Genomic DNA, 544 nt, shown 5'->3' on the forward strand with positions numbered 1-544 from the left:
CCTTTGCCTGCCGATGCGGGCGAGCTGACCCGCCAACGTATTGAACGCTTGGATAACCAAACCGGCGGCGAAAACGTTGATGCGCTGCGTCGCGAACTGCAACGCTCCGTACAACTGCACGCCGGTGTGTTCCGTACCGATGAGATTCTGAGCAAAGGCGTTCAAGAAATCATGGCGATTGCCGAGCGCGTGAAACGCACCGAAATCAAAGACAAGAGCAAAGTGTGGAATACTGCGCGTATCGAAGCTTTGGAATTGGATAATCTGATTGAAGTAGCAAAAGCGACTTTGGTGTCTGCCGAAGCGCGTAAAGAATCACGCGGCGCACACGCTTCAGACGACCATCCTGAGCGCGATGACGAAAACTGGATGAAACATACGCTGTATCATTCAGATACCAATACCTTGTCCTACAAACCGGTACACACCAAGCCTTTGAGCGTGGCATACATCGAACCGGCCAAGCGCGTTTACTGATGCGTTTTCAGACGACCTCTGTATCACAAGGGGTCGTCTGAAAATCAAATACACCACCACACTGAAC

At 51.7% G+C, this 544-nt stretch carries 1 pseudogene; it reads left to right on the top strand.

The features are described from left to right. Window positions 1–477, top strand: a pseudogene (locus ACTHUR_RS17340) (succinate dehydrogenase/fumarate reductase flavoprotein subunit); the annotation flags it as partial. Window positions 478–544: the final 67 nt, after the last annotated feature.

Source organism: Neisseria sp. P0021.S007 (genome assembly GCF_051956855.1).